Genomic DNA, 24,776 nt, shown 5'->3' with positions numbered 1-24,776 from the left:
CTCACGCCTTCGACGGCAGCCGGGTGATGCGCACGAGGTCGATGCGGTTGGCCGTCGCCTGCACGACGGTGAAGCGGTAGCCGTCGAACTCGAACTCGTCGTTCGGCTTGGGGATGGAGCCGGTGTGTTCGAGGAGGTAGCCCGCCACGGTCTCGTAGTCGCCGTCGGAGAGCCGGATGCCGAAGCGGTCCTCGAGTGCGTCGATCTCGACGCGGCCGCTGACGAGGTACGTGTCGTCGCTGACCTGCCGGAGGATCTCGTCCTCGGTGTCGAACTCGTCCTGGATGTCGCCGAAGAGCTCTTCGAGCAGGTCCTCGATGGTGACCAGCCCCGCCGTGCCGCCGTACTCGTCGATGACGATGGCGATAGAAGTGTTCGTGGCGAGGAACTCGCGGAGGAGGTCTTTCGAGAGCTTCGTCTCGGGGACGAAGTACGCCGGGCGCATCATCTCGGCGAGCGACTCCGGTTCGTCGAAGAGGTCATAGGCGAAGGCGATGCCGACGATGTTGTCGATGTTCTCGCGGTAGACGGGCAGTTTCGAGTGGCCGGATTCGATGAACCGCTGCCGGAGCGCTTCGAGCGACGTGTGCTCCTCCACGGCCACGATCTCCGTGCGCGGCACCATCGACTCCTTGACGCGGATGGTGCTCATGGCGAAGACGTTCGAGAGCAGTTCGCTTTCCTCCTCGTCGAGGTCGAGTTCGCCGCTCTGTTTGCTCTCCTCGATCATCAGCTCGAAGTCGCGGCGCATGAACTGAGTGAAGGTGTCGGCGTCGGCTCCGAAGAGGCGGATGAGCGCCGTGGCGGCCCACCCGGCGAGCTTGATGAGCGGGAGCAGCAGCGCGTACGTGATGCGGAGCGGCACGGCCATGAGGAAGACGGCGCGGTTGGCGAACTCGCGCATGATCGTCTTGGGCACGATCTCGCCGAAGAGGAGCACGATGGCCGACGCGACGATGGTCTGCGTGGCAAGGACGAGGACTTCGGCGGTGGCGGGGCTCAGGCTCTGTTCGAAGAAATGCCGGAGCGGCGGTTCGAGGTAGAACGCCATCAGCGTCGAGTAGACGACGAGCGCCAGGTTGTTGCCCACGAGTGTCGTCGTGAGGAGGTCGGAGGGGTTCTGGAGAAACCGCTGGACGATGGGGGCCGCGCGCCCGCCTCGCCGCGCAAAGACCTCCACGCGCAACCGGTTGGCGGTCACGAAGGCGATCTCCGAGCCGGAGAAGAACGCGCTCAGGCCGAGCATCAGAAGGATGAGAAAAAGCTCCATGTCAGAGGTTTCGAGGGTCGCTTCCGGAGGCACGCGATGCGGGGATGGTGGGGGAACCGTGCGTCAACGTCCCTTGAACACGGGTTTCCTTCGTTCGAGGAAGGCGGCCACGCCCTCTTTGAAGTCTTCCGTGGCGCAGGTTTGTCCGAAGAGCGCCGCCTCGTGGGCCAGCCCGTGCGGCAGGTCGCGCTCGCCGGTCCGGATGGCTTCGAGCGAGAGCGCCACGGCCACCGGAGCCTTCTTCGCGATGGTCGCGGCCAGGCTCCTGGCGGCGTCGAGGAGCTCTTCGGCGGGCACGACGCGGTTGACCAGTCCGATGGCGTGGGCGCGGTGCGCGTCGATGGGCGCGCCGGTGAGGATCATCTCCGTGGCGAGGCCGCGCCCGACGAGCCGGGGCAGGCGTTGCGTGCCGCCGTAGCCGGGGATGAGGCCGAGGTCGACCTCCGGCTGCCCGAAGCGGGCGTTCTCGGAAGCCACGCGCAGGTGGCACGCCATCGCCAGCTCGCACCCGCCGCCGAGCGCGTAGCCGTTGACGGCGGCCACCACGGGCCGGGGCATCGCCTCGATCCGGTTGAAGACGGCCTGCCCGCGCAGCGCCATCCGGCGACCCGAGACGGCGTCGAGGTCGGGGAAACGGGAGATGTCCGCGCCGGCGACGAAGCTCTTCGGCCCGGCCCCCGTCAGCACGACCCCGCGCACGGCCTCGTCCGTCTCCATCGCCGCAAAACACCGGTCGAGCTCGTCGATGACGGTCGCATTGAGCGCGTTGAGCTTGTCCGGACGGTTGATCGTGACGAGGGCGATGCCGTCGCCGTCGACTTCGTAAAGCAGGGTTTCAAACGTCATTTTCGGGAGGGGTGGGTGTGGGAGCATCGATCAAAAAGACGGGAGGGCGGACCGGCGCACGGCATCCGCCCGCTTCCGGCGTCGCGGGTCAGTTCTTCAGGCGCGACCGTTCCGCGTCCGAGGCGCGATCCCGGGTGGGATCCTCGAACGTGTCGAGGTCGCTGAGCAGGTCGGCGGGGCGGGCGAAGACTTGCTCGATCTCTTCGACGGAGGCTTCGGTCTCCTCGACCTCGGAGAGCAGCGTGTCGAGCTGGAAGGTGATCTCCTCAGGGTTGCGCAGCGTCAGCGACTGCTCGTGGATGTACTTGATCACGTCCTCGATGGTCTCCAGCTGCGCTTCGATGATCTCGAGGTTTTCCTGTCCTTTCTTGAAGCGTTCGAGCCGCTGTTCGAGGATGCGCATGCGGCGTTTTTTGATGGCCTTCACGCGCGGCGAATCGTCTTCCATGTCTTCGCGCAGATCCTCGATGGCGCGCACCACCTCGAGCTCGGTTTTGTTTCGGGAGGAATACTCGTACCGTTCCTTCTGATAGAGGAGGTTCAGGTACGAATCGAGCAGTCCGTTAATTTTTTTGAGGTGGCTGTCGAGCATGCCCTGCGAGGCATAACTGAGCTTGCGATAGTTGGCGGCGATGTCTTTCTGGAGCTTCCGGAGCCGGGCATACCGCCGCTGACTGATCTTGGTCAGATGCTGGAAGATCTCCTTTTGGGAGGGCGGCTTGGCGAACTCGGCGGCGCGTTGCGATTTGACGGCGCGTCGGAAACGCTCCTGGCGCGGCATGATGCCGAGGTAGAGCAGCTCGCCGGCGGCGGCGAAGAGCAGGAGGGTGTCGAAGAGCCAGTCGGGGCTTCCCGAAAAGAGGCTGATCGTGAAGGCGAGCAACATCGAGACGATGAGGAACGTCAGGTTCCACGGATGCAGAAAGGCTTCTTTGGTATAATTGATCTCGGCTTCGTTCATGCGCTCCTGAACAACGGCTGTGGGCGAAGCGGTCGCCGGACCGGGGGAGGCCGCCGCGTGCGATACGGCGGGCCGTGCCCCTAAGGTTTCATCCGCCCGATGGTTTTCTCCGGAAGTCCTTGCGGCGGCGCGGGGGCGTCGGACACCGGCTTTTCGGGCGCTTCCGCCGGAGACGGTGTCGGGCGCCGGGCGGGAGGGTCCGGCGCAGCCTCGGGCGATCCCACCTCTAGTTTTATCCGGCGGATGAGTTCCCGCGCCCGCGCCTTTTGAAGGTCTTCCTCCAGAGCGGCGCGGGCCTCGGCTTCGGTCACGGCCTGCTCCGCTTCGAGCGCCATCTCCAGGCGCGCCTCGCTCAGGGCCGTCTCCATCGCCAGCTGCTCCATCATCTCCTCGTGCGTGTCGAGCACCCGCTCGCGCCCGCCGGTGATGTTCTCCAGCGCCTGGTTGAGCTTCTTCTGTCGTTCGAGGCGGCGCACGGTCCGCTTGAGCGCCTTGAGTTTGCGCAGGTGCTCTTTCTCGGCCTCCTTGATCCGTTGATACGCTTCCGGCGTCATGGGCTTTCAGGCTGGGGGTCGCGGGTTTCGGGCGGCGGCGCGCCTCGGATCGCCGCCTCGCGCCGCGAAACCGGCGATCCGGTTCATTCGGTCTGTGAACGCTGTTTGCCGATGGTCTTCGCGCCGCGCTCGGCCTGCTCTTCCGGCACTTCGAGGCGGGGTTCGGCTTCGGCGCCCTCGTCGGTCACGCCCATCTCGAGCTTGAACTGCTTGACGAGCTCCTGGGCGCGGATCTGCTGGGCGTCTTCCTCGATCCGCATCGCGTCGGTGTCGATGGAGTCCAGGGCCATCTCCATGCGGGCTTCCTGACGGGCCGTCTCCTCGTTGAGGCGGTTGAGCATCTCGTCGTGCGTGGCATCGACGCCCGCGACTTCGAACTGTTCGAGCGTGTCGGCGATCTTGGACTGCCACCGGGCGCGTTCGTGGGCGCGCAGGGCGTCTTTCGCTTCCTGAATCTTGCGCTCTTTCTCGCGCATGAAGGCTTTCTTGACCTGGAGCGCCTTGTCGTACGCCGCCGAGGCATACTTGAGCTGCTCGCTCGTTCGGCTGAGCGCCTCGCGCACGCTCTCGAGCCGCACGGCATACTGCTCGGCGATGTCGTCGCGGCCCGCCTGGATGCCGGCTTTGACCTTCGCCGTCAGGTCCTTGATCTCACGCTCATACCGCCGCACCTCTTTCTGCAGCAGCATCACGTTGGCCTTCACCGTCGCGATGTTCTCGTTCATCTTTGGGACCTGATCGTTCAGCTCCCGAATGTTTTGTTCCAGAATCAGGCGCGGGTCTTCGAGGGCGGAAATGGCGCCGCCGAAGATGGATTTGATCCAGCGCGAAAAACGTGACCAGAGTGACATAGTCCGAAGGGGTTAGGGTTTGGGAGGCAGGGACGTAGGGGATGGCGCCCGGCTCAAATATAGCAAACCTTCGACGCTGTCGGGTCGGCATGGGCCGGGAAGTTTTGTTTTTTTCGAGAGATAGCGAATCATGCGTGTAACGATGCGCGGCGTTCAAGAGTTCGCCCATTGCCCGTCGGCATAGCGGTTGAGGAGGCGAGAGGCGGGCGCCGCCGGCGCTTCGCTGAAGGTGAAGGCCCGCGCGACGGCGTCCCGGAAGTCCGGGATCTGTCCGGTCTTTCGGGTGTGCAGGCGGGCCAGCACCTCGCCGGGCTTTACGGGGTCGCCGGGCTTTTTGTTGAGGGTGATGCCGGCGGTGGGGTCCACGGGGTCTTCTTTGCGGCGGCGTCCGGCGCCCATGGCCACGGCGGTCCAGCCGAGCGCGAGCGCGTCGAGGCCGGCCACGAAGCCCGTCGCGTCGTCGGGGGCGCGCACTTCGGCTACGGGTTCGGCGTCGGCCCGCCGCGCGGGGTCTCGCACGACGGAAGCGTCGCCGCCCTGGGCTTCGACGAGGGCGATGAAGCGGTCGAGGGCCCGGCCCGAGGCAAGGGTTTCCCTGGCGCGCGCGACGCCCTCTTCCGGCGAGGCCGCCGCGCCGCCGAGGCAGAGCATCTCGCCCGCCAGCGCGTAGGTCACCTCCATCACGTCCGGGACGTCTTCGCCGTGGAGGCAGCGGATGGCTTCCGCCGTCTCGGGCCAGTTGCCGATGCCGCGGCCGAGGGGGGTCTCCATGTCGGTCAGCAGGGCCACGGTGCGCTTGCCGAACTGCTCGCCGATGCCGACGAGCGTCTCGGCCAGCCGCCGGGCGTCGGCCTCCCGCTTCATGAACGCGCCCCGCCCACACTTGACGTCGAGCACGAGCGCGTCGATGCCCTCGGCCAGCTTCTTGCTCATGATCGAGGCGGCGATGAAGGGGATGAATTCGACGGCGCCCGTCACGTCGCGGAGGGCGTAGAGCTTGCGGTCGGCGGGGGCGATCTCGGCGGTCTGCCCGATCATCACCACGCCGAGGCGGGCGAGCAGCCGCCGGTAGTCGTCGATGGAGAGGTCGGTGCGGAAGCCGGGGATGGCTTCGAGCTTGTCGAGGGTGCCGCCGCTGTGACCGAGGCCGCGCCCGGAGATCATCGGCACGGGCACGCCGCAGGCCGCCACGAGCGGGGCAAGGATGAGCGAGACCTTGTCGCCGACGCCGCCCGTGGAGTGCTTGTCCACCTTCACACCGGGGATGTCCGAGAGATCGAGCACGACGCCCGAATGGAGCATCGCATCGGTCAGCGCAAAGGCTTCTTCCTCGTTCATGCCCCGGAGGAAAGCGGCCATGAGAAAGGCGCTCATCTGATAGTCGGGCACGTCGCCGCGCGTGTAGGCCGCCACGAGGGCGCGGATCTGTTCGGGCGTGAGCGCCCGCCCGTCCCGTTTGGCGATGATGAGATCGACGGGGTTGAAATCAAGCATAGGCGGTGGTAAAGAGGGCCGACGGTGTCGGGAGCGGATGGGCGCAATATGAAGCCTGCGCGCCTTAATGACAAGTGCTCCGGCGCATCGACGGAAACGCCGCCTCTACGGATGCGCCGCCGGGAGGATGCGGGGGCGGGCAACCCGTCGCGAAGGAACGGGCGTTCCGCGAAGCAACTCAGGAGCTTTCGCGGAGCCCGTTGGGCTGGCGGGCGGCTTCGCGGAGGCGGTCGAGGAGGCGGTCGGTCGTGGCGAGGCGTTCGGTCCACACGTCCACGATATCGGAGAGGCCGGGTGTGTTTCGCGCGCAGAGAGCGACGTAGTGCGCGCGCCATGTGGCGGTCAGGGCCGTCAGGTGTTCGAGCACGACGTCGAGGCGGTCGTATTCGGCGGCGGCGCGGAAGAGGTTGGCGAGCATCTGGGTGCGGTCGCCGAAGCCGCGGGGCACACCGGCGCGGCGTCCGAGGCGGGTGATGGCGTCGCGGCTGAGGAACAGGCCGGCCCACGGCGTCGTGGTGAGGTAGGCCGCGATGTCCTTCAGACCGGTGCGCGGGTCGTCGAGGAGCGGGGGCGGCTCGGGCAGGGTGAAACGTTTTGAGGTCATCCGCCCGCCGTAGCCCAGCGCGGAGCGGTGGTCGAGCACGAGATCCAGCGTCAATTCGGCCAGGACGGTGAAGAAGGGGAAGCCCTCGTCCCGGACGGCCCGGGTGAAAGCAACCAGCCAGCCGAGCAGGTGTTCGTCCATGAACCGGCGTTCGAGGCGGCGGATGCGCTCGGCCTCGGTGGGCAGCCCGTCGATCCACGCTCCGGCTTCCGCCCGCGCGAGGAAGGTCAGCAGGGTCAACTCTTGCCCGAGGTGGTCGGGGGCCTCTCCGGTGAGGGGCGTCGGACATCCGGCCCGTTGAAACTGTCGCCGGACGTAATCGGTCACGGGACCGTCGAGCATGCCCCGGGGATCGAGGAAGACGCTGGCAAAGGGGAAGACGTTAAACCCGAACAGGTGCTGGTAATCCGCCGCGGCCTCATCGGGGGAAAAGGACGTCGGCAGAGCTTCCGCCAGTTCGGGTGTGGCTTCCACGGCGGGCAAGAGCACCGGGCTCAATCCCTCGAAATAGAGGCGACTGAGCAGGTGATAGGCCCGGCTGCGCGCGAGCAAGGAGTGAGTTTCAGGCATAAGAGCAGACAAAGCGCAGGAGGTGAGCCTGCACCCGCTCATGTAGGTTGTGTTTCGACGCACGGGTGAGCGGCAGTGGGGAGCTGCGCGCTTCTTTTATATATACGAAAGAATAATCAGAATTTATACCCGCCCCCGAAGCATGCCGTGCCAGTACATCTGCGGCAGGCCGTAGACCTTGAGCGCATACATGCTGTATCGCTCCTGCGTCGTGTCGAACGGGAAGGAGGGCATGGGCTGGTTGTCGTAGTCGAATTCGGCCAGCACCAGCTTTCCGTATCCGGTCACGAGCGGACAGGAGGAGTAACCTTTGTAGACGACGGGGTCGTCGAGGTAGCCGGTGGCCATGTACTGCAACAGGTTCTGCACGACGGTGGGCGCCTGCTTGCGCACGGCGGCGCCGGTCTTGGCATTGGGCGTGCCGCCGGCGTCGCCCAGGCCGAAGACGTTCGGATACCGGTTGTGCTGAAGCGTGGAGGGGTCTACGTCCACCCAGCCCTCGGCGTTGGCGAGCGGACTCTGCTTGATGAAGTCCGGCGCGCTCTGCGGGGGCGTCACGTGGAGCATGTCGAACGAAAGCACCTTCTCCGAAACGCTTCCGTCTTCGGCCGTCACCTTGAAGACCGCTTCTCCCTTATCTCCGCGCACCTCGACGAGCTCATGCTGAATGTTGAAGGTGATGCCGTACCGGGCGATGACCTTCTTCAACGTGCGCTCGAACGCTTTCACCCCGAAAACCACCAGGCCCGGAGACATGAACTGAATGTCGGTGTCGTCGAGCGCGCCCTTCAGGCGAAGGTGATCCGCCGTCAGGTACATGATCTTCTGAGGGGCGCCGCCGCATTTGATGGGCGTCGCAGGCTGCGTGAAGATCGCGCGCCCGCCCTTGAGATGACGCAGCGTCTCCCAGGTGTACGGGACCGTCTCATACGAGTAATTGCTGCACACACCGTTCGAGCCGAGCGATTCCGCCAGTCCCGGGATCTTGTCCCAGTCGATCTGAATGCCGGGGCAGACGACGAGGTAGTCGTATCCGATGGTCTTCCCGTCGCGCGTGGCGACGGTGTTGGCGTCGGGGTCGAACGAGGCGACGGCATCCCGGATCCAGACCGCGCCGTCGGGGATGAAGTCGGCTTCGTCCCGTTCGGAGATTTCGCGAGGAAAGACGCCTCCCCCGACGAGGGTCCAGATCGGCTGGTAATAGTGCTTCTCGGAGGGCTCGATGATGGCCACCTCGGGCGGATCGGCCTGATTGCGCAACTGGGCGGCGACGGTGAGCCCGGCGGTTCCTCCGCCGACGACGAGGACCTGATAGTGATCTTTCATGCAGCAGTTCTCCTGGTTGGTGTGTGGCTGGAAGGCCCAAAGATACACGGATAGACTCCTGGGAGCAACATGTTATTACATGTCATACAGGATAAATATATTTTTTAAACCTATCGGCCGTTGTGGGGGAATTCCTGTCAGGGCCTGGGGGTCGAGGCCCTACAGAGCGGCTCGGGAAAAGCGTTCAAATGGGCCGGAAGGGACCTCATAATTTCCCGCCCGGACTGCGCCCCGGCGCCCGGTTGGTGCGGGGAGCCTTCCGGAATGCATCATCCAACCTTATCTCGAAACGGATATGTCCGTCAACCGCCGCGAGTTCATCAAAATCGGCGCGCTGGGGCTCGGGTCGATGTCGTTGGCCCCGAAGGTCTTCGAATGGGGGCCGAGCGCCGCGAAGACCTTCCCCGTTCAGCCCGGCGACGTCATCACGCGCGCGCCCACGTATTGTGAAATTTGCTTCTGGAAATGCGCAGGCTGGGCGTACACGAAAAACGGCCGCCCCTGGAAGATCATCGGCCACGACGAAGACTTGCATTCGCACGGGCGCCTGTGCACGCGCGGCTCGAGCGGGCTGGGCCTTTATAACGACCCGAATCGTTTGCAGCGCCCGCTGATTCGAGTGGAGAAGGACGGTCGACAGACGTTCAAGGAGGTGAGCTGGGACGAGGCGCTCGGGTTCATCGCTGAGCGGCTGCAGGCGCTCAAAGAGACGCACGGGCCGGAATCGCTGGCCATGTTCAGCCACGGCAACGGCGCCGCGCACTGGAAGACGCTCGTGAAGGCTTTCGGCGCGAATTGCATCGCCGCGCCATCGTTTGCACAGTGCCGAGGCCCTCGCGCGGCCGGGTTCTACCTGACCTACGGCGAGACGGTCGGCTCGCCCGAGCGCACGGACATCGAGAACAGCCGTTGTCTCGTGCTCATCGGCTCGCACATCGGCGAGAACCTGCACAACGGACAGGTGCAGGAGATGAGCAAGGCGCTTGCCCGGGGCACGGAGGTGATCGTGGTCGATCCGCGCTTCTCCGTGGCCGCGAGCAAGGCCCGCCACTGGTTGCCGATCAAACCCGCCACGGACGTTGCGTTGCTGCTGGCATGGATCAACGTCGTCCTCGAAGAAGGGTTGTATGACCAGGACTACGTCGCGCGCTATACCGTCGGGCTCGATAAGCTCAAGGAAGCCGTCCGGGAAAACACGCCGGAGTGGGCCTACCCGATCACCTCGATCAAACCCGAGGTGATTCGCGAGACGGCGCGCCTGATGGCCCTGCACGCGCCGGCGACGCTGGTGCATCCGGGGCGGCACGTCACGTGGTACGGCGACGACACGCAGCGCTCGCGCGCCATTGCCATCCTGAACGCGCTGCTCGGAAGCTGGGGACGCAAGGGCGGCTTCTACATCCCGCAGAGCGCCCACGTGCCCGCCTACCCGCACCCGCCGTTTCCCAAACCGGCCTGGTCGCCGTGCGACTTCACGCGCGCGCTGTACCCGTGGGCGCTCTCGCCCGTGGCCTCGCACGTCCGCGACATGACGCTCGAGCCGCCCGATCCCGAGAAGCAGATCAAGGCCTGGCTGGTCTACGGCAGCAACCTCATCTATTCGCTCCCCGAGCCGGAGAAGACCATCGCGGCCATTCAAAAGCTCGACCTGATGATCGCCGTAGACATCCTGCCCGCGGAGATTACCGGATGGGCCGACGTGGTGCTGCCCGAGTGCACGTACCTCGAACGCTACGACGACATCCGCACCTCGCCGGGGCGCGTCCCGCAGATCGCCGTCCGCACGCCCGCCTTCGAGCCGGCCTATGAGAGCAAGCCCTCCGCGTGGATGGTCAAAAAACTCGCCGGGATGATGGGCCTGGAGGACTATTTCCCGTGGGCGGACATGGAGGCCTATCTCGATTACCGGCTGAAGCAGGTCGGCTCGTCGCTCGAAGAGATGCGCAAACTCGGCGTGAAGACGCTCCCGTCGCAGGGACCCAATTATTATCAGCCCGACGAAGAGGTGAGCTTCAACACGCCGAGCGGCAAGATCGAACTGTACTCGCAACAGATGGCCGACGCGGGTTTCGACCCGATCCCGCGCTATACGCCGCATGCCCAGCCGCCCGACGGCTTCTACCGCCTGCTTCAGGGGCGCTCGCCGTTCCATACGTTCTCCCGCACCACGAACAGCCCCATCTTCACCGAACTCATGCCGGAGAATGAGTTGTGGATCAACCCGCAGGTGGCGGCGGACTGGGGCCTGAAGGCGGGGCAATACGTGAAAATGCAAAATCAGGACGGCAAGACGTCGCAGTTCCCCATCCGCACCCGCATCACCGAGCGGATCCGGCCGGACTGCGTGTACATGGTGCACGGCTTCGGCCATTCGGATCCCCGCCTGAAGCGCGGCTTCGGAAGAGGCGCCGACGACAATGAGATGTGCACCACGGTCAAGATCGATCCTCTGATGGGCGGCACGGGCCGGCGCTCGAACTTTGTCACGTTTATTACGGAGGGCGTATAGATGGCGGCGAAGAAACGGTACGCCATGGTCATCGACACCAAGCTGTGCATCGGCTGTGGGGATTGCGTGGTGGCCTGCAAGATGGAGAACGAGGTGCCGGAGGGCTTCTGCCGGGACTGGATCGTGGAGTCGGTTACGGGCGTCTTTCCGAACCTTCACATGGAATATCGCTCGGAGCGATGCAATCACTGCTCGAACCCGCCGTGCGTCCACGCCTGCCCCACGGGCGCGAGCTTCGTCGATGACGAGAGCAACATCACGCTGGTCGATCCCGACATGTGCACCGGGTGCAAGGCCTGCATCGCTGCGTGCCCGTACGATGCCCGGTACGTGCGCCCGGAAGGATACGTGAGCAAGTGCACGTTCTGTATCCATCGGGTGCGGGAGGGGCTCGACCCCGCCTGTGTGGCCTCGTGCCCCACGCATTGCATGCATTTCGGCGACCTGAACGATCCCGAAAGCAACGTCAGCAAGCTGCTCGAAAGCCGTCCCTTCAAGGTGTTGGCCCCCGAGGCGGGCACCGAGCCCAACGTGTATTATCTGATCTGAGTGCGTCATGGAAGAATTCATCACGACCCACAGAATGAATCCCGACATCGACCCGGTGCTGGACATCTGGCGGTGGCAGGTGTCGGTGTATCTTTTTCTCGGCGGGCTCACGGCGGGCCTGCTGATCCTCGGCGCGCTCAGCGTGCTTCAGCGCCGCAAGGCCGCGCCTACGGCGGCGCAGCGACTGCTCGTGTGGACGCCGGTCGTGCTTGGCGTGGGGCTCTTTTCGCTCTTCCTCGATCTCGAACACAAGATCCACGTTTATCGCTTCTACACCACGTTTCAGGTAACCTCGCCGATGTCGTGGGGGTCGTGGATCCTGCTTCTGGTCATGCCGGTGAGCGTGCTTCTGATCGCCGGGACGATGCGGGAGACCTGGCCGGGCCTGTACGCCTGGGCCGAGCGGAAGGGACTGCGCGGGCCGGCGGCCTTCTCCGAGAAACATCTCATGAAGCTCGCGGGCCTCGGCATCGGGCTGGGGGTGGCGCTGGGTATCTATACCGGCATCCTGCTGAGCGCGTACGGCGCGCGGCCCTTCTGGAACACCGCCATCCTCGGCCCGATCTTCCTCGTCTCCGGCCTCTCATCCGGCGCGGCGCTGGTGCAGTGGATGAGCCGGGACGAGCAGGAACACCGCCTCTATACGCGCATCGACGTCGGGCTGATCGCCCTCGAACTGTTCCTGATCGGGTTGATGCTCATCGGCATGGTGTCCGGGCCGGAACGGCAACAGGCGGCGGCGCATCTGGTCTTCGGCGGCGAACTGACGACCTACTTCTGGGTGGTCGTGGTGATGATCGGTCTGGCGTTGCCGTTGCTGCTCGAAGCTTTCCATCTCAAGGGACGCCCGCAGCCGCGCTTCATAGCCCCGGCCTTCGTGTTGCTGGGCGGGCTGATCTTCCGGTTCTTCATCGTGGAAGCCGGACAATTGACCACATGGATCGGGTACTGAGACATGAGAACTTTTCAGGCAAAGCCCACGACCTACATGAATCCCTACGTGGCGGGGATCGGGCTGGGACTGGTGCTGTTGATGGCCTATCTGATTTCCGGGCGCGGCCTCGGCGCTTCGGGCGCGCTCATGCGGACGGTGGTGCAGGCCGAGAAGGTGGTCTCGCAAGAGCATGTGGACAATAATTTTTATCTCTCGAAGTACGGCGGTGACGGGCAGAATCCGTGGCACAACTGGCTCGTCTGGGAAGCGCTGGGGGTGCTCGTGGGCGGGCTGATTTCGGGCGCGTCGGCGGGACGGCTGCATCTCGAACTGCATCGCGGGCCGCGCATCACGGCGCGGCAACGCCTGCTCTATGCGATGCTCGGCGGTACGCTCTTCGGCTTCGGCGCGCGCCTGGCGCGGGGGTGCACGAGCGGCGTCGCGCTCTCGGGCGGAGCCACCCTCGCCGCCGGAAGCTGGATCACGATGCTCTGTATCTTCGCCGGAGCGTACGGACTGGCGTGGTTCGTGCGCAAACTCTGGATCTGATATATCCTCCCAAATTCTACCGATCATGTTCCCTCTCGTTGACAGTCTCGGATTCGCCGAACTCACGGACTTCGTGATCGCCTTCGTCCTCGGCGTCGGCTTCGGCTTCTTCCTCGAACAGGCCGGCTTCGGCAATGCCGACAAGCTGGCCATGCAATTCTATTTTCGGGACATGGCGGTCTTCAAGGTCATGTTCGCCGCCATCGTCACCACGATGACGGGGCTGATCGTTTTTAGCTCGCTCGGCCTGCTCGACCTCGACCTGATCTACATCAATCCGACGTACCTCTGGTCCGGCGTCGTGGGCGGGCTGATCATGGGCTTCGGCTTCATCATTGGCGGGTACTGCCCCGGTACGGCGCTCGTCGGCGTGATGACGGCGCGCATCGACGCCATCTTCTCGGTGCTTGGCGGCATGCTCGGCATGTTTATTTTTGCCGAACTCGTCCCGCTCAAACCCATCATGACATTCTTCAATCTGGAAACCGAGGGCTTCAGCGGGCGGTTGACCCTGTGGGAGTGGCTGGGCGTCAAGCCGGGCGTGGTCGGCTTCTTCGTCATGGTCATTGCCCTCGTCGGCTTCGTGGCCGCGGAATGGGCCGAACGGAAATTCAACCCGAAGCTTCAGGAGGTGTGACGTGAGCAAAACCGGAATCATCGCGGGCCTGGTCGTGGCCGTAGTTCTCCTGCTCTTGCCGCCGCCGAAGGTGGAGCAGCCGGAAACGCCGCCGGAGGCAGAGGCAAATCTGATTCAGCCGGACGAACTGAGCCAGTGGATCGTCGAAGGGGATCACGACTATCTCCTCATCGACCTCCGCTCAAAGGATGCGTTCGACCAAAGCGCCATCAAAACGGCGATCTGTGTGCCCTCGAACAAGTTGGAAGACCCGGCGACGGTGCAGAGCCTGCCGCCGCATCGGACCATCATCGTATATGCCGACAACACGGCGGAGGCGCTCGCGGCGTGGCGGGCCATCAAGCCGTATCACCCCGACGTGTACGTGCTCGATGGCGGCGTGGCGGCGTGGAAAGCCCGCGTCCTCAACCCCGATGCGCCGCCCGCCGACGCGCCGGAGACGGCGTGGGAACAGTATCGGGAACGCCTCGCACTGGCGAACTATTTCTCCGGAAAGACCGTCGAGGCGCCCGTGGAACGCCCCCGTGCGGTGACGCCGGTGCTCCGGCCCCGGGCCGCAGGCGTCGTGGACGAAGGCTGCTGACCTCGCCCGCACTTTTTCCTTCCCGCACTTCGCGCCTGCGCGTATCTTCTCCGGCATCGCCGTTTCCCCGTCGTCTTCACGAGGCAGGCCATGCCGGCATCCGCCCCCGCTCCCTTTTTTCGCACTTTGGCGCTCGTCGCACTTCTGACGGCGGCGTTGGTGGCGCTCGTGTGGATCTATGGCGCGTCCGTGCGCCGGGAGGCTCCCGCGCCCATCGGTTCGCCCGTCGCCGCGAAAGCCGAAAGCTGTGTGACGTGTCACGGCGTGCCCGAGGGGCTCTCCGAGGCGCACGCGCCGCCGGTCGTCGGGTGCGCGGCGTGCCACGCCGGGCGACCGGAGGCCCTCGATGAGGCCGAAGCGCACGAGGGCCTGATCCGTGTGCCGGGCAACCTCGACCGGGCGGCGGAGACGTGCGGGCAGGCGGGCTGCCACCCCGGCGTGACGGCGCGCGTGGCGCAGTCGCTCATGGCCACCGCGCGCGGCATCGTGGCCGTGGATCGCTTCGTTTTCGGCGAGCAGCCCACCCCGGACGGCCTCGCTACGATGGCGGACCTCGGTGAGAGCCTCGCCGACACACACCTCCGGCAACTCTGCGCCTCGTGCCACCTCGCCCGCGAAAAGACCGAGCCGGGCCCCGTCACCGAGCTTTCCCGCGGAGGCGGCTGTGTGGCGTGTCACGTCCGGTACGACCGCCCCCGCACGCCGGACTTCCACCCCGCGCTCTCGATCGACGTCTCCGACGACCACTGCTTCGGCTGCCACAGCCGTTCGGGACGCATCAGCACGAACTATGAGGGGTGGCACGAGACGCTCCTGGCCCACGCCGACGTGTCCGCAGACGACCCGGAGCACCGCCGCCTCGCCGACGGACGGGTGTTCGAACGCCGGACGGAAGATGCGCACCACGCGCTCGGACTCGCGTGCATCGACTGCCACACCGCGCGCGAGACGATGGGCGACGGGCGTATCTATCGGCATGAGGGCGAACAGCTCGAGATCACGTGTGAAAGCTGCCACGCGGCGGAGACGCCCGAGACGCTCGGATGGGACGAACTCGACGAGGAATCCCGCACGATCCTTCGCCTCCGGTATGGACGCGATCTCCCCGGGCGTCGTTTTCTGAAGGCGGGAAAGACGGGTCGGGCGCTCGTCAATGTCTTTCTCGAAGAGGGGCGCCCGGTGCTCGAAACGAAGCTGGAGCGCCGCCGCTTCCGGCTCTCGCCGCCCGCCGAAGCGTGCGCGCGTCGGGGACATGAGCGGCTCGCGTGCCGGAGTTGTCACACCGCGTGGGCTCCACAGTGCGTGGGGTGCCATACCCAGCGCGACGAGGACGGGACGTGGCGCGAGTTCGCCTCCGACTTCTTCGCCGATGCGCCGACGCTCGGCGTCCGGGAGGACGCGGCGACCGGCGCTTCGCGCATTGAGCCGTTTGCGCCCGGCATGATCATGACGCTGAATACGCACCGGCGCCCGGTCGACGACGACGGGGGAAGCCTGCGTGAGGAAGGGACGTTCCACCGGCTCTTCGCGCCTGCCGCGCCGCACACCGTGGCCGCCGGGGGGCGGGCGTGCGATGCGTGCCACCGCGACCCGATCGCGCTCGGCTTCGGACGCGGCCGCCTGACGCTGGAGACGAACGGCGCGGCGGCTTCGTGGCACTTTGCTCCGGCCTTCGCGCCCCTTCGCGACGGCCTCCCCGCCGATGCCTGGACGCCCTTCCTTCAGACGCGAACCGGCGCTTCCGCCACGCGCCTCGACGCACGCCCCTTCTCCCGGCGCGAACAACAACGCATCCTCCGCGTCGGAGCCTGCCTGACGTGCCACGACCCCGAGAGCGAACGCGGACGCCGCATCTTCGACGACTTCCCCGAAGCGCTCCTTCGGATGCATACCGTCTGCCGCGCGACGCCGGTAGATGCCGTCCCGTGAGCCAGGTGCGGGAGCGAGGAGCGGAGCTCCGGAGGAATGCTAGGTGAGGTCCTCGCGACCGAAATATTTGGCAAACTTGATGAGGAAGCCGAGGGCCTTCTGGATGTCCGGGTCCCGGAGCGAGCGCAGCAGCCCGAGCGGGCCGATCGGTTCGGCAGGGGTCTCCTGACTCGCCGCAAGTGCGCGCCCGGCGCCGGCCACGGCGTTGACCGCCTTCGGTTCGAGCACGCCGGAGGTGACCAGCGCCTTGATCGATTCAAGCTCGTGCGGCCCGAGGATCTGCCCGAAAGCAATGGCGGCCTTCGCGCCCTGAATGATGCCTTTCTCCACGTCCACGCCGGCATCGATGGCCTCCTTGAACATCTCATCGGCGATGTCGACGAACATGGCGATCATGCCGGGGGCCTGGTCGGTCGTCGCCAGCGCTTCCTCCAACTGATCGAGCCGGTCCACGAGGCCCGAGAGGATCTGCATGTTCCGGGGCTCGGTCAGCTTCTCCGTGAGGGCGAGGGCGTCCTTCATGCGCGCGTCGAGGTCGATGCCGGCGTCCATCATGTGGGCGGCGGTGTCGTCGGCGATGTCGACGAACATGGAGGCCATGCCCGGGGCCTGCTCGGCGAACGCATTGAGTCGTTCGAGCCGGTCGATGCGGTCGATGAGACCGCCGAGCACCTCCACGGTCTTCGGAGCGGTGAGCTTTTCGGCGAGCGTGAGCGCGTTCTTCATGCGCGCGTCGAGGTCGATGCCGGCGTCCATCATGTGGGCGGCGGTGTCGTCGGCGATATCGACGAACATGGAGGCCATGCCCGGCCCCTGCGCCATCATCGTCGCCAGCTTGTCGACGGCGCTCTCGAGCGTGTCGATGCGGTCGATGAGACGGTTCAGGGCCGCCGCCGTGTCGGGCTCGTTCAGTCGCGCTTCGAGGGTTGCCATCCCGTTGCTCGGAGAGTCTGCCATGGCTGTTCAGGATCGATGGTGAGGAAGAAAGGGAGCCCGGCGACGGCCTGTCGCCCGCGCATGGTCATACGGCGCAAGATCGGCATTCGCCCGATGAGAAGAAACCCGTTCGTGCCCGCATCGGGCTGTGGGAGAAACTCCGTCAGTGTGCCGCGGCGGCGGTCATCTTCCGAAGGGGTGCGCGGGGAGCCGGTACGCCTCTTTCACCGGCTTGAGCGGGCGTTTGAGCCACCACGGACGCCGCAACCCGTCGGGGCTGTGATCGACGGCCGAGCGGGTCAGGGCCAGCCATTCCCGGTACGTTTGCATCGAGCGGTTGACGTCCACGTACACGTCGCCGTGGCGGTCGCCCGGCTCGGCCTTGCGGACGTTGTGGGCTTTCTGAAGCCAGCAATGCGCCCCGCTGATCGGATCGGGATGGACGCCGTGCGTGAGGTTCTGGTGCACGCCCACGTCCTCCCACCAGATGCGTTCGGTGTCGGGGTCCCACGACTTCCACGCCTTCGCGCCGTGGAGGACGTTGAGCTTGTGCCCGCCCTGCGCGTCTTCGTCGAGGCGGACGAGGTTCGAGGCGCCCTTGTTGACGCCCGCGTCCTCCTCCAGCCGCCAGCGACCGAGGTGGTGGCTCATGGCGATGATGCCGGGTTTGATGCCCTCGGTCACCCACACCTTGTCGACGAAATACCCGATCTCGGTCTCGACGCGCACGAGGTCGCCGCTCCGCACGCCGAGGCGCTCGGCGTCCGAGGGATGCATCCACACGGGGTTCTTGTGGCTGATCTCATAGAGCCACTTCGCGTTGGCGCTCCGCGTGTGGATGAGCGTCGGGAGCCGGAAATTCGGCAGGAGGAGCATCTCTCCCTTCGAGCGGTCGATGTGGTCGGGGTGGACGTGGCTCTTGAGGTCCCACGGGAGGGTGTATTCGATCTCGGGCCAGCCCCAGTCGCGGAGCGTGGGCGAGAAGAACTCGAGCTTGCGGCTCGGCGTGGTGAAGCCCACCTTCGCCTCGCCGTCGACCATCACGCCCGCGACGCCCTTCTCCGTGACGATCCGGCCCGCTTCGTCGACCTGCGCTCCCTCGGCCGAGACGGTCTTCTCGTACGGCGTATAGTGGTCCCGCGTAACCTCGAAGGCGGCGTATTTGCGCATGTATTCGAGCGGCGTCAGGCCCTCCCGGGCGGCGGCTTCGGGGAGGCCGGGCACGCTGTTTTCGAAGATCCACCGGTAATACTCTTCCACGGTGATGATCTCGCCGGGGCGATACGGGCTCTCGAAGTGTTGCCGGATGCCGAGACTGCCGTCGGGGTCCATGCGGACGGAGAGTTCGATCCAGAACTCGTTTTCCTCCCACACCTCGCCGGGGTTGGCCTCGTACGTATACCGCACCTTTTGACCGAGGCGTTCCATCGCCACGCGGCGCACGGGCTGCCGGAAGGCGATCCATTGCCCGGCGTGCGTCTCCTGGCTCATGAGGTCGTGCCGCTCGCCCGAGTGGCCCATCGGCAGCACGTAGTCGGCGAACCACGCGCTCTCGTTCCACGTCGGCGTCAGCGCCACGTGGCACTTGATCTTGTCCTCGTCGCGGAGGGCCTTCAGCCACATGAACCCGTCGGGGTTGATCCACATCGGGTTGTAGACGCGGGTGAAGTACACGTCCACTTCGCCGCGCCCCTCTTCGAGGAAATGGGGCAGGAGGAAGCTCATCTCGTAGTGGGCGAGCGGCCACTCGTGCGGCAGGTGAAGCTCGTTCCAGGCGTTGAAGGGCGGGGGCTGATCGAAGGGTTTCGGGACGAACTTGTTCCACGAGTTGCCCGACGTGCCGCCGCGCGTGCCGACCGAACCGGTGAGCACGTTGAGGAAGAACAGGCAGCGCGCCACCTGCCACCCGCCGAGGTTGCCGATGGAGGCGCTTCGCCAGGTGTGCGAGGCGAGGCGTCCCTGGCAGTCGGCCACGTACTCCGCCGCCTGCCGGATGCGCTCGACGGGCACCTGCGATTCCTCGGCGGCGCGCTCGAACGTGTAGCCCGCATACAACGTCTTGAGCAGCCGGTCGAAGTCCTCGAACGTGCCTTCGCCCTCGAGTTCGAAGGCAACCTCGGGATAGGGCTTCGTTTTGAAGAAGGCGAGCGTCTCCTCCCAGTTGACCCACCGGCGGACGAAATCCCGGTCATACCGGTCGTTCTGGATGAGGTAGTTTGCGATGGCGAGCAGCAGGGTCGATTCGCTGCCGGGCCAGGTGGGCAGCCACACGTCGCTTTTCGAGGCGGTATTGCTCAGGCGCGGGTCGAGTGTGATGAGCTTGGCGCCGTTCTGCATCGCCTCCATGATGCGCTGGGCGTGCGGGTTGAAGTAGTGGCCCGTCTCGAGGTGGCTGGAGATGAGGAGGATGGTTCGGGCATTGGCGTAGTCGGGGCTGGGGCGGTCGAAGCCGCTCCAGAAGTAGTATCCGGCCCGGGCGCCGGCCGAGCAGATGTTCGTGTGGCTGTTGTGCCCGTCCACGCCCCACGACTGGATGGCGCGGTTGGTATAGCCGTCCTCGCCGGGTCTTCCGACGTGGTACATGATGCCGTCGCGGCGTTTTTTGCGGCTCTCCCGCATCTTCTCGCCGATCTCGTTGAGGGCCTCCTCCCACGAGATGCGTTTCCACCGCCCCTCGCCGCGTTTGCCCACGCGCTTGAGCGGGTAGAGGATGCGCTCGGGGTCGTAGATCTGGTTGATGGTGGCCGGGCCTTTGGCGCAGTTGCGGCCCCGGCTGCCGGGATGCTTCGGGTTGCCCTCGAACTTGCGGATGGCCAGCGTCTCGCGGTCCACGTAGGCGAGCAGCCCGCAGGCGCTCTCACAATTGAAGCACACCGTCGGCACGAGCGTGTAGCGGCGGGCCACCCGGCGGGGCCATTCCTTGCCGTCCCACTCCACCCAGTCGTTCCACTTCTCGGGCGGCGGGTACTGGCTCATGCGCCCGTCGGGATGGATCACCGTCGTGAGGTCCACCGGCTCCGGCTTCCGGTCGGTGGGATGGAAGGCGGGCGGGCCGAAGGCCTGCGCCGCGCCGTCGCCGGCCGGCTCGGCTACCCCGACGCGCATGGGCGGGGCGCTCATCTTGAGCATGGCCGTGAGAAAGTTGGCGATGCGGTCCCTGGCGGTCGTTGCCATGTTCGTTCCCGGAAATATAGTGTCGTAAAGAATGAAAGAGGGCGGATTATAGGCGCACGTTCACCCCGAGCACGGCGATGAACGTGGCGAGTTCATGCGTGACCGAGGTGCCCGGGACCGGACCGAACCCCGGCATCTCCCACGGTCCTTCGATGGAATTGTTGAAGCCGTACTGCAGGGCGGCCTCGAGCGTCACGCGGTCGCCGGCCACATACGAAAAACCACCGCCGATCCGCTGCTGAATGATGGCCGGCGCGGCCGTGTTGAAGAAGGCCACCTCGTCTTTGACCGGGTTTTCGTTGTACGAGTATCCGATGCGAACGGGCAGGCGCTCGGTGAGTTTGTACTGCAGCCCGACGGCCACCACGACGATGCTCTTCCACCCGAAGCCCTTCACCGCGCCGGTCTGGTCGAAGCCCACCTCGTCGAAGCCCTTCGTGTTTGCGAAATCGATGTACCGGACGTCGAGGGCGGCGTCGAAGCCGGAGGGGCTGGTGTAGCCGAGACCTGCGGAGAGGATCATCGGGTAGTCGAGGCGGAAGGTGAGCGTGCGGGGGTTGCCCACCTCGTCGGCGGCGTCGAAGGAGAAGTCGTTGAACCACTGGGGCGTTTTGATGGAGGCGGCGAGGCGGAGGCCCGAGGGGGCGTCATACTGGATGCCCGCCTGAGCGCCGAAGCCCGTGGCCCCCGCTTTCGGCGCGCGGGGATAGGTGGGAAAGCCGTCGCCGTTGGCGTCGTCGGGGCCGGCGGCAGGGAAGGGGCCCACCTTGAGCGTGGCATAGTTGAACGTCGGGGCAAAGCCGATGGAGACGCGGTCGCTCAGGCGGTAGGCGGCCGTGGGGGCCACCTGCAGGAGCGCAAACTCCGAGACGAGCTGCCCGAAGCCGAAGCCGTTCGGAGGCTGGGGCGTGAGGATGGGGTTGTTCGGGTCGAGGTCGTAGTCCACCCCGAAGCCGCCGACGCCGAAAGCGCTGAAGCCGAAGGTCCACGGGGAGTCCTCGGAGGCGTGGATGTAGCCGAGGGCGGGAATCGGGAAGGGGCCGGCGTTGCTGTCGGTGCTGCCCGAGAGCGTCACCGGCGGGCCGAAGGGACCGAAGGCGCCCTGGTTCACGGTCGAAGCGACCGAGCCCGAGGGGTCGAGCACCTGCATGCTCAGGTAGAGCGTCGAGCCGGTCGTATGGGTCAATGCGCCGGGGTTCCAGTGGAGCGCCGTCAGGCCGTCCTGCGGGTTGGCCATGCCGGCTCCGGCCCAGCCCTGACCGGCGGCGCCGATGCCGTTGAGCACGTGCCCGGACTGCGCCCGTGCGCCGGGCGCGAGCAGCAGGAGGACAAACCCGAGGGCGGCCACAAAGCCTGGAGCGCGAGATTGCGAAAGCAGCGACATGAGTCTGGAGCGGTTGAGGATGAAAAGGGACGTCGATCAACTGTTCGGCACTTCCTGCGGGGCCATGACGAAGGCGTATTCGTAGTAGTACAGCCCGACGAGACTCAGCAGCCCGGCCAGCCCCGCCGTGACGGCGTCTCCGGCGAAGAGGAGCGCGAGCGGGATCAGATGCCCGGCCGTGATGCTCCAGAGCCAGAAGTGATGCTTATAGGGGCCATGGCTGATGGCGTGCGCGGCCTGGGCGGCGGCTTCCGAGGCGTGCGGCATCCCGAACTCGCCGAAGAGCGTCACGAGCAGGTCGAGCGCGACGGCGGCGGCAAACGTGACGCGCGCCGTGTGGGCGAGGGCCTCGGGAAGCGCCATGAAGACGTCCATGACCAGCACTGTCGCCGCGCCCGCCATGACGGCTTGCACGAGCAGATGGACCGGAAGGACGCTGCTTTGCCAGAGGTCGCGCCCCTCGGCCTGTCCGAAGAGGAACGCCGTATAGATCGCCGCGCCCACGGCCAGGGGAAGTCCGATCCACAGGAAATACGGGCGCACCGCCGCCGCCAGATCCGGGGCGAGGAAGCCGAAGTAGGCTCCGGCCTCGACGACCCACCACAGCCCGGCCAGGGTGCTGAAGCCGACGAGGAGGAACGCTCCGCGCACGAGCCAGCTCTTCCACTGCGGGCGCGTCAGGATGCGGAGGAAACGTTCGGGCCGTTCGAGGTCGTAGACGAGCAACCCCGTGGTGATGCCGAGGAAGAGGAGCATCACGAAGCCGCCCGTCACGAACGTCGCCGCGTCGAAGGCAAAGAAGCCGAGCCCGAGGCCGAGACTCAGCAGCAGGAACAGCCCCGTGGCGATGCCTTTCGTGACGAGGTACGCCGGCACGGGCCAGTGCCACGGGATTTTGTGCTGGGCATTGTAGGCCACCTGCACCATGTGGTCGGCCATGCGCCCGTTGCCGATCATGATCGGACCGGGACTCGGCACCCCCTGGGTCTGCGGCGTGCGGATCGGCGTGCCCGAAGCCGACTTTTTCTTCGGGACGTCCGGCAGCGAGCGCTTCGGCGGATGCGCTTCGCGGGCGTCGTCACCGTGGCCGTCGCCGTGGAGGGGGAGCACGTCGGCCCACAGAAACGTCTCGGGCGTGCGCGGAGTCGCCGTCGGGTGCATCGCCGCGTCGTTGCCGCCCATGTAAAAAAGCTTCGGCGCCGTGCCCTGCTCCGGCTTGCGCACCGTGACCTTGTTCTCGGCCAGCATCCGACTGATCTCCGTGTTCGGGTCGTCGAGGTCGCCCGCGATGATGGCGTGCTCGGGGCAGACCACCACGCACGCCGGTTCGATCCCCATGTCGACGCGGTGCGCGCAGTAATGGCACTTGGCCGCCGTGCCCGTCTCCGGGTCCACGTAAATGGCGTCGTACGGGCACGCCTGCATGCAGGCCTTGCACCCGATGCACACGTCCGGATCGAACTCGACGATCCCGTCCTCGCGCTGATACATCGCCGTCACCGGACAGATGCGCACGCACGGCGGATTCGAACAATGATTGCACCGCGTCACCTGAAAATGCCGCCGCACGTTCGGGTACAACCCCGTCTCGACGTATTTCACCCACGTCCGGTTGACGCTCAGCGGCACCTGGTTCTCGCTTTTGCAAGCCGTCGAACAGGCATGACAGCCGATGCACGCGTCGTTGTTGATGAGGAAGCCGTAGTTCATAAGCCGTTGTGAAAAGCCGGACTCGGGAGCGCTTCCGGCGGTGGAAATCAAACTTGTAATGTCAAGTTATGTCAATTGTGGGAGAAAGTAAACAATTCCTCAAAAAAGAAGAAGCTCCGGGCGAGATTCGGAGCGGAGAAGACGCGCGAAAAATCAGGCCCTCGCTCGTCCGTCCTTGCGCGTCGGACGGGCCTCGAGCGCCGGGTCTCCAGAGCGAGCCGGCGCATCCCGGCTTGAAATTAGCCCTTGAAATAGTCCCGACAAATCCTCTCTTTAAGCGCAGGGGAAGCCTCGCGCGTACGGCGTTCGATGCTGCCGGATAAATGTTTTTACAATCTATTGGTGGGGTATGTTATGCATCGTGGATGGCTCGTCATCTGGGGAATGATGTTGTTGGCCGGTTGCACGGCTGATTTTGTGGATCCGAACGCGCGCGGGGGCGACCTGGCCGCGCATGCGGTGTCGTATCGTGTGGAGGGGACGTACGCGGCGTGCACGATCCGCTACATCGGTGAGACGCGTGAGCTGGTCACCGTGGAGGATGCGACGCTGCCGTGGGAGACGAAGTTCAGCGTGACGGTCCGGGAGAAGGGCGCGCCTTTCGGGGCTTCGGTGCGCGCCACGTGCGCCGACCCGGACAGGCTCGGCAAATCCGTGGCGACGGTCTTCGTCGACGGCACGCTCAAGGACCGGGGCTCGGCGACGGGCTTCGGCGCGACGGTGCGGGCGGCCTCGGCCGTCACCGTGGGCGGATAGCGGCGCTCACGAGTCGTCTCCCGGGAGGTCGCCGGGCCGGTTGACGTTGCGGAGCGGGGCCCCGGGCAGCGGCACGACACGCGCGGCGTCGAGGCGCTCGAGCAGGCCGCGCATCGACCGCCGACCGCTCCGAAGCCGCGCCTCGACGAGGGGCAGGATCGAGGCGGCGTAGCAGGCGCACAGCGGCTGAAGCCGCCCGTCCGGCGTTTGCGCCACGACGGCGTCGAGGCCGGGTGCGCGGCGGCGTATGATCGCTTCGAGCATGTCCGGTGTGAGGAAGGGCATATCACACGCGACGACGAGGAGCCACGGGGTTCGGCAGACGCGGAGGCCCGCTTCGAGGCCCGCCATCGGTCCGGCGCCCGGCACGGCGTCTTCCACCACGCGCACCCCCGGCAGCCCGTAGGCGTCGCCGCCTGCGCGCACGCTCACGAGCACCTCCTCCGTCACCCCTTGCACCGCCTCGAAGACGCGCGCGATCATCGCCCGGCCCCCCACCACCGCGCGCGCCTTGTCCGCGCCGAAGCGCCGACTCGCGCCTCCGGCGAGGATCAGTCCGGTGATCGATGCGCGCATCATGTCCTCTAAAGGAGAAGGGGAACCCTACCGATTGTGAGAAGATAGACCTTCTTTACGCTCTGACCAACATG

The 24,776-nt window shown here is 65.9% G+C and carries 21 protein-coding genes; 8 read left to right on the top strand and 13 right to left on the bottom strand.

Features of this window, described 5'->3' with window-relative positions; all coding sequences use genetic code 11:
• Nucleotide 1: 1 nt before the first annotated feature.
• The 8 genes from AC1HIY_RS00235 to AC1HIY_RS00200 all read right to left on the bottom strand — a co-directional run bounded on the left by AC1HIY_RS00235 (nt 2) and on the right by AC1HIY_RS00200 (nt 8,476).
• Nucleotides 2–1,270, bottom strand: a complete 1,269-nt coding sequence (locus AC1HIY_RS00235) for a hemolysin family protein (protein ID WP_479574692.1) — start codon at nt 1,268–1,270, stop codon at nt 2–4.
• Nucleotides 1,271–1,333: 63 nt separating this feature from the next.
• Entirely contained in the window at nt 1,334–2,116 is a 783-nt protein-coding gene (locus tag AC1HIY_RS00230; RefSeq protein WP_479574691.1) for an enoyl-CoA hydratase-related protein, read from the bottom strand.
• A gap of 88 nt (nt 2,117–2,204) precedes the next feature.
• Nucleotides 2,205–3,077 (bottom strand): hypothetical protein, encoded by an 873-nt coding sequence (locus tag AC1HIY_RS00225; RefSeq protein ID WP_479574690.1) that lies wholly within the window; start codon nt 3,075–3,077, stop codon nt 2,205–2,207.
• A gap of 80 nt (nt 3,078–3,157) precedes the next feature.
• A complete protein-coding gene (locus tag AC1HIY_RS00220) occupies nt 3,158–3,631 on the bottom strand; it encodes a hypothetical protein (protein WP_479574689.1) in 474 nt (157 codons plus the stop codon).
• Nucleotides 3,632–3,714: 83 nt separating this feature from the next.
• On the bottom strand, nt 3,715–4,482 hold the full coding sequence (locus AC1HIY_RS00215) for a PspA/IM30 family protein (RefSeq protein ID WP_479574688.1): 768 nt from the start codon (nt 4,480–4,482) through the stop codon (nt 3,715–3,717).
• Nucleotides 4,483–4,635: 153 nt separating this feature from the next.
• Complete coding sequence (locus tag AC1HIY_RS00210) at nt 4,636–5,976, bottom strand: thymidine phosphorylase (RefSeq protein ID WP_479574687.1); 1,341 nt, start codon at nt 5,974–5,976, stop codon at nt 4,636–4,638.
• A 178-nt stretch (nt 5,977–6,154) separates the two neighbouring features.
• Nucleotides 6,155–7,150 (bottom strand): TorD/DmsD family molecular chaperone, encoded by a 996-nt coding sequence (locus tag AC1HIY_RS00205; protein ID WP_479574686.1) that lies wholly within the window; start codon nt 7,148–7,150, stop codon nt 6,155–6,157.
• Nucleotides 7,151–7,273: 123 nt separating this feature from the next.
• Nucleotides 7,274–8,476: an NAD(P)/FAD-dependent oxidoreductase gene (locus AC1HIY_RS00200; protein ID WP_479574685.1), complete on the bottom strand. Its 1,203-nt coding sequence runs from the start codon at nt 8,474–8,476 to the stop codon at nt 7,274–7,276.
• A 295-nt stretch (nt 8,477–8,771) separates the two neighbouring features.
• On the opposite strand from AC1HIY_RS00200, the gene AC1HIY_RS00195 reads away from it, so the two are divergent.
• The 7 genes from AC1HIY_RS00195 (at nt 8,772) to AC1HIY_RS00165 (ending at nt 16,166) form a co-directional block, all read left to right on the top strand.
• Nucleotides 8,772–10,985, top strand: a complete 2,214-nt coding sequence (locus tag AC1HIY_RS00195; protein ID WP_479574684.1) for a molybdopterin-containing oxidoreductase family protein — start codon at nt 8,772–8,774, stop codon at nt 10,983–10,985.
• Nucleotides 10,986–11,534, top strand: coding sequence for a 4Fe-4S dicluster domain-containing protein (locus AC1HIY_RS00190; RefSeq protein WP_479574683.1), 549 nt, complete (start codon nt 10,986–10,988; stop codon nt 11,532–11,534).
• A 7-nt stretch (nt 11,535–11,541) separates the two neighbouring features.
• Nucleotides 11,542–12,486, top strand: a complete 945-nt coding sequence (gene nrfD, locus AC1HIY_RS00185) for an NrfD/PsrC family molybdoenzyme membrane anchor subunit (RefSeq protein ID WP_479574682.1) — start codon at nt 11,542–11,544, stop codon at nt 12,484–12,486.
• A 3-nt stretch (nt 12,487–12,489) separates the two neighbouring features.
• Nucleotides 12,490–13,017, top strand: coding sequence for a YeeE/YedE thiosulfate transporter family protein (locus AC1HIY_RS00180; RefSeq protein ID WP_479574681.1), 528 nt, complete (start codon nt 12,490–12,492; stop codon nt 13,015–13,017).
• A gap of 25 nt (nt 13,018–13,042) precedes the next feature.
• Nucleotides 13,043–13,654 carry a YeeE/YedE thiosulfate transporter family protein gene (locus AC1HIY_RS00175; protein WP_479574680.1) on the top strand — a complete coding sequence of 204 codons (612 nt, stop codon included), beginning with the start codon at nt 13,043–13,045 and terminating at the stop codon, nt 13,652–13,654.
• 1 nt (nt 13,655) lies between these two features.
• Nucleotides 13,656–14,237 carry a rhodanese-like domain-containing protein gene (locus tag AC1HIY_RS00170; protein ID WP_479574679.1) on the top strand — a complete coding sequence of 194 codons (582 nt, stop codon included), beginning with the start codon at nt 13,656–13,658 and terminating at the stop codon, nt 14,235–14,237.
• A 90-nt stretch (nt 14,238–14,327) separates the two neighbouring features.
• A complete protein-coding gene (locus AC1HIY_RS00165) occupies nt 14,328–16,166 on the top strand; it encodes a hypothetical protein (protein WP_479574678.1) in 1,839 nt (612 codons plus the stop codon).
• Between the two features lie 39 nt (nt 16,167–16,205).
• Here AC1HIY_RS00165 and AC1HIY_RS00160 read toward each other — a convergent pair whose 3' ends face one another.
• From AC1HIY_RS00160 to AC1HIY_RS00145, 4 genes are all read right to left on the bottom strand, one after another.
• Nucleotides 16,206–17,123: a helical membrane plugin domain-containing protein gene (locus AC1HIY_RS00160; protein WP_479574677.1), complete on the bottom strand. Its 918-nt coding sequence runs from the start codon at nt 17,121–17,123 to the stop codon at nt 16,206–16,208.
• Between the two features lie 162 nt (nt 17,124–17,285).
• Nucleotides 17,286–20,078: a molybdopterin-dependent oxidoreductase gene (locus AC1HIY_RS00155; RefSeq protein ID WP_479574693.1), complete on the bottom strand. Its 2,793-nt coding sequence runs from the start codon at nt 20,076–20,078 to the stop codon at nt 17,286–17,288.
• A gap of 244 nt (nt 20,079–20,322) precedes the next feature.
• On the bottom strand, nt 20,323–21,660 hold the full coding sequence (locus AC1HIY_RS00150) for an OmpP1/FadL family transporter (protein WP_479574676.1): 1,338 nt from the start codon (nt 21,658–21,660) through the stop codon (nt 20,323–20,325).
• 36 nt (nt 21,661–21,696) lie between these two features.
• Nucleotides 21,697–23,370, bottom strand: coding sequence for a 4Fe-4S dicluster domain-containing protein (locus AC1HIY_RS00145; RefSeq protein WP_479574675.1), 1,674 nt, complete (start codon nt 23,368–23,370; stop codon nt 21,697–21,699).
• Between the two features lie 354 nt (nt 23,371–23,724).
• Here AC1HIY_RS00145 and AC1HIY_RS00140 point away from each other — a divergent pair, with 354 nt between their 5' ends.
• Nucleotides 23,725–24,126, top strand: a complete 402-nt coding sequence (locus AC1HIY_RS00140) for a hypothetical protein (protein ID WP_479574674.1) — start codon at nt 23,725–23,727, stop codon at nt 24,124–24,126.
• 6 nt (nt 24,127–24,132) lie between these two features.
• On the opposite strand, the gene mobA is transcribed toward AC1HIY_RS00140, so the two are convergent.
• The gene (gene mobA / locus AC1HIY_RS00135) at nt 24,133–24,702 is read right to left on the bottom strand and encodes a molybdenum cofactor guanylyltransferase (protein ID WP_479574673.1); all 570 of its coding nucleotides are present in this window, start codon (nt 24,700–24,702) and stop codon (nt 24,133–24,135) included.
• Nucleotides 24,703–24,776: the final 74 nt, after the last annotated feature.

Source organism: Rhodocaloribacter sp., assembly GCF_056451265.1.
Note: the sequence above shows the minus strand (reverse complement) of the source record. Positions and strands in the feature narration are given on the sequence as shown.